Raw genomic sequence first — 4,921 nt, 5'->3', positions numbered from 1 at the left:
GACGCGTCACGAGGGCAGCTGGTGGCCCGACTGGGCGGCTTGGCTCTCCGCCCGGTCGGGCCCGAAAAGCGCGCCGCCGATGCTGGGTAGCTCCCAGCACCCGCCGTTGCAGGATGCGCCAGGCACGTATGTTCTGGAAAAGTAGAGAGCCAGGCATTGTCACAGGAACGCTGATAGGCCCGGGTCGCGAGCAGTAAAAGAAAGGTGCAGCCCAACTCCTTCGCCCGGCACCGGTCCCGGCTGAAGTCATGCGGCACGCCGTATGACGCTGTCTGCGCTTCGCACGCAGCTGCCGAGACACCTCATGGAAGAGTCAACAGCGAATGGCGTAGGGGACCGCGAGGCCGTGCCTGACCCGTTTAGCCGCTTTCCCCGCTGGTGTGCTGTGCGAAAAACCCGTGGCCGCTGCACATCGGCAATATCGATGTTCCAGGAATTGCCTTGCTCTTTGTTGCCGGACAGGCGACGAATGACGCATGCAAAAGCACCAGAGCGAAGGCCTGCCGGATCCTGAGAACGACAATCCGCCGCCGCGGAACAAGACGACGTTCTGGCTGGGGATGGTGATCTGTTGTCTGCTCGCGCTCATCACGGCGGTCCTCCTTAACCGCTGGATCTGAGGGCGCCCGCTCAGGCCTGACTTGCGGTAGCGCCTACTGTTCGTCGACAAAGGACTATGAAGTTGACCCGTTTTCGATACTGCTGGCGAATTGACGAGAGCGCGTGAGCCCGATTGGTTGTAGAGGGCACGGGGGCATCTCAGTTGCGGAGATCTCCGATGTCCCTCCGTCCGACCGTCTGTGGTGACATTCCGTCGTCGACCGCGACCGTCGCCCATGCTGCCTTCCGGCGTGGGAACGCATATCTGCGCCTGCGGGATCGGCTCGGCACGATCTTCACCGACGCCCGGTTCGCCCCGCTGTTCGCCAGCCGCGGCCAGCCCGCCGCCTGTCCGTAGCGGCTGGCGCTGGTGATCCTGCTGCAGTTCGCCGAGAACCTCTCCGATCGTCGCGCCGCCAACGCCGTGCGCAGCCGCATCGACTGGAAATACCTGCTCGGGCTCGAACTCACCGATCCCGGCTTCGATGCCTCGGTCCTAAGCGAGTTCCGCAACCGCCTCGTGGCGGGCGGCGCGGAGGAACAGTTGCTCGACACGCTTTTGATGCTCTGCCGCGAGCTCAAGCTGTTGCGGGCCCGCGGCCGGCAGCGGACCAATTCCACGCGTGTGCTCGGGGCCGTGCGCGCCCTGAACCGGCTCGAACGCGCCATCGAGACGCTGCGGGCAGCCCTGAACGCCCTGGCGAGCGCCACCGCCGACTGGCTGCGCGCTCACACCGATCCAGCTTGGGTGGAGCGCTATGCCCCGCGCGCCGAGGAGTCCCACGTGCCGCAGGGGGAGACTGCTCGACACGCCTATGCCGAGCAGGTCGGACGGGACGGACACGCCCTGCTCGCCTCCGTAACAGGCCGCGAGGCGCCGGCGTGGCTGCGTGAGATCCCGGCTGTCGAGCTGCTACGGCGAGTTTGGCTGCAGACCTTCTGCCTCATCCCCGCCGATGCGGTTCCGAACCACCGGCCGGGGTTCCCGCTTCGCCCAAGCCACTGGTGCGGTGGGGGACGGAAGCCGAGGGCTTCCCCTCCTCACTGATGCTGATCGCCTCGCCCTATGACCCCGACGTGCACTATGGCAAGAAGCGCACCACCGCCTGGATCGGCTACAAGGTGCACCCGACCGAGACCTGCGACGACGATGCCCCGCACCTGATCACGCATGTTGAGACCACGCCCGCGCCGGTGGTCGATCGGGAGGCCCTCGCGGGCGTGCACGGGGCGCTCGCCGCTCGTGGGCTGCTGCATGGCACGCATCTGGTCGATGCTGGCTATATCGGTGCCGACGCGTTGGTGGCCAGCCGCCGGGATCATGCCGTGACGCTCTTCGGACCGGTGCCCCAGGACCAGCAATGGCAGGCCAAGACGGACGAGGGCTTCACGCTGCGGGACTTCCAACTCGACTGGGAGCGCGCGATCGCGACCTGTCCGGCCGGCTGCGCCAGCGCCAGTTGGACGCCGGATCACAACCAGGGGCGGCCGGTGGTGAAGATCCGCCTCTCGACCACGGACTGCAAGGCCTGTGCGCTCAAGCCGCGCTGCACCCGCTCGGCGCGGCGGCTCCTGACGCCACGGCGCGACGAGCACAAGGCACTCGTGGCGGCCCGTGCGCGCGAGGCCGAGGAGGCGTTTGCGGTCGAGCATCACCGGCGGGCCGGCATCAAGGGCACGATCTCAGCCGGCGTGCGGGCGCTGCATCTGCGCCGAGCGCGTTACATCGGGCTGGCCAAGACGCATCTGCAGCACGTGCTGACGGCTGCGGCGATGAATTTCGTCCGGCTCGCGGCTTGGCTCGGCGGTACGCCGCTCGCCCGAACACGTCAATCCGCCTTCGTCCGGCTCATGGCAGTTCCCGCTGCCGCGTGATGAATTCGCCAGCAGTATCGAAACCGGGTCAACTTCAGTTTGCCCTGGACTGTGACCTCGATCGAGACACCTGCTTCGGCGGGCACACGGGTGTGCTTGGCTGGATGCAACGGCTCCGCGAGCATGAAGGGTTCGAGATCAGCCATCGGGCGTGGAATGCTGTCGTTCCGCTTCCGGTTCGCCGGTTGAGGGAAATTCAACCGGAGAGAATCGACTTCTCTTAAGTGGCTGCGGTTGCGGAGCGGGAGTTGAAGAGGGCATGAGCAGCACGTCGCCTCCCGCTCGTCGCGCAGACCATCGCCGCCCGCAAGGGATGAGAGCTGATCGGAATTCGCTCATGCAGAAGCGGCCTCAAGGATTTCGAACCCGACCATCGTCGGGAAGGTCCGTTCCAGCCGCAGGCCCGAGGCAGCAAGCATGGCCCGGTACTCCTCTTGGGTGCGCTCCCGGCCGCCAGGAGTGAGGACGAGCATGCTGAGGTCGAGGTACTTTCCATAAAGCGGCTCGTTGCCGGGTGGCACGATCACCTCGATGATGAGGAGACGCGCGCTCGCCGACATTGCCTTGCGACAGACGGTCAGGATCGCGCGACAGCGATCGTCATCCCAATCATGCAGGATATGCTTCAGGGCATAGAGGTCACAGCCCGCTGGGATCTCCTCAAAGAAGCTCCCGCCGACCACCTTGACCTTCTCGTCCAGGCCGACCGCTGCGAGGCGATGACGCGCCGCCTCCACCACATGTGGCTGGTCGAACAGCCATCCGGACATGCCCGGGCATTCACGCACGACACTCTCGACCAACGCACCCAAGCCGCCCCCGAGATCGACGAACGTGCCCGACTGAGGGAACGGGTAAGCCTGGATCAGGGCGGGGGCGGCTTCGGCGGTCTGTTCCGCCATCGCGCGGTTGAACAGTTCGGCCTCACCTGCATGAGCTTCGAGATAGCTGAAGAGGTCTGTTCCGAAGGCATGCTCGAACGCCGGCCTGCCGCTCCTGACCGCGTCGCCAAGTCTCCCATAGGCGCCCCAGCCTGACGGTGACATGTAGGCGAGCACCCGATCGCGCAAGCATGATGGACTGCCTGTGCAGAGTGGCTCGGCGAGCGGCGTCAGCGCGAAGCGTCGGGGCTGGTCCTCGACAAAGATGCCCTCGCTGGCGAGTAGGCGCATGACCCGGTAGAGCGTCGAGCAATCACTACCGGTCATCGCGGCAATCTCGTCGACAGTGCGCGGTCCATCCACGAGGAGGTCTGCAATCCTGAACTCCGCAGCCACGACGATGCATTGGGACAATCTGTAACCAAGCACGGCGTGGCGAAGTGCGGCTGCTTCTTGCGATAGCGCTGCCATGGCAACGATCTCCTGCATTCGGGGCTGGCGCCCACCCTACGCCGGGAAGCGCCAACGGCATTGCCGTGACTGCCTATTCAGGCATTAGGTTTGTGGTAGAAGTACGAACCGAGTGATCTTGGAACGCTCCTGGTCGATCGTGAGCTGGACGAGACTACAGCCTCTTGCCTTGAATTGGACGCTCGCCTACTCGAAAACCAGTTGACCGCGTCCGATTCTCGATGCTCTGCCGCGCACATCATCGAGAGCTTATGAGACTTCCTTGATGGCAAAAGCCAGTTCGCTTAGTCGCTTTGACAGGTAATCATGGAAGTCTATGACCCAGACCGGCCTCACTCCGAGCATCTTAAAGTCCCGATTACGGACTTCGTTCACGCTTGGCTTAAAGTGCGCTGCCGCGAAATGCCGTCGCCACTTGGCCTCGTTACCCTCCAACTTGACACCCTCAGCCCGCAACGCGGAGGTACGCTCCTTGAGGGACCGATATCGCGACCTACACATTAACTCGCCTATCATGGAACACCCGATAAACAAGCACGTGAACTCACGAAGTGCCTATAGCAAAGCGGAATTGGCGATGTTGTACGGATCATCAGTCCGGTCGTGATATTCTAACTCGGTGAGAACCAGCTTGTCAGCGGCCTCATCTGTGGGATCGCTTCGCACAACCTTGAGGTACCCATGAAGCTGATAAAGGTTCGGCTTTTCAGGCTTCCGACCCGCGGACGCTCTCTCGATCGTTCTGAATATGCGTCCAGAGCCATGTCGCGCGATCATACACTTTGAGCAGGCAATCTACGTTATAGTTCAGAATCGCGCCTATTCCGGGATTCTTTACGTGTTTATTTGAGAGTTGGTTTATCACGCACAGTTCCGTGATTGCTGCAAGAACTGAGGACCCATTCCGCTATCCCTGGGCTGTACAGCCCTCTTCCCACCACATCGAACGCCCGCAACAGCGACTTCGATGGAAACGTGCACGCTCAAGCCGGGCGCCGGTATGGCTGGTAGGCTGGCGTCCACATCTTGTCTCTGACCTTACGGTACAGGTCGCCGGCGTCCATCCCTTCACTCAGCCCCTCGTTGCGCGCCTT

The 4,921-nt window shown here is 63.4% G+C and carries 2 protein-coding genes and 1 pseudogene; 2 read left to right on the top strand and 1 reads right to left on the bottom strand.

Features of this window, described 5'->3' with window-relative positions; genetic code table 11:
* Positions 1-476 precede the first annotated feature (476 nt).
* Both BN1233_RS47240 and BN1233_RS24595 read left to right on the top strand, forming a co-directional pair.
* The gene (locus tag BN1233_RS47240; protein ID WP_154678293.1) at positions 477-620 is read left to right on the top strand and encodes a hypothetical protein; all 144 of its coding nucleotides are present in this window, start codon (positions 477-479) and stop codon (positions 618-620) included.
* Between the two features lie 158 nt (positions 621-778).
* A pseudogene (locus BN1233_RS24595) lies at positions 779-2,475 on the top strand (IS1182 family transposase).
* Positions 2,476-2,810: 335 nt separating this feature from the next.
* On the opposite strand, the gene BN1233_RS24585 reads toward BN1233_RS24595, so the two are convergent.
* Positions 2,811-3,827, bottom strand: a complete 1,017-nt coding sequence (locus BN1233_RS24585; RefSeq protein WP_046866550.1) for a methyltransferase — start codon at positions 3,825-3,827, stop codon at positions 2,811-2,813.
* Between the last annotated feature and the right edge of the window lie 1,094 nt (positions 3,828-4,921).

The organism is Microvirga massiliensis, assembly GCF_001006805.1.
Lineage (GTDB): Bacteria > Pseudomonadota > Alphaproteobacteria > Rhizobiales > Beijerinckiaceae > Microvirga > Microvirga massiliensis.
Note: the sequence above shows the minus strand (reverse complement) of the source record. Positions and strands in the feature narration are given on the sequence as shown.

Coding starts and splice junctions, on each gene's coding strand:
- BN1233_RS47240 (WP_154678293.1), top strand. CDS start 477: ATGCAAAAGCACCAGAGCGAAGGCCTGCCGGATCCTGAGAACGACAAT.
- BN1233_RS24585 (WP_046866550.1), bottom strand. CDS start 3,827: ATGGCAGCGCTATCGCAAGAAGCAGCCGCACTTCGCCACGCCGTGCTT.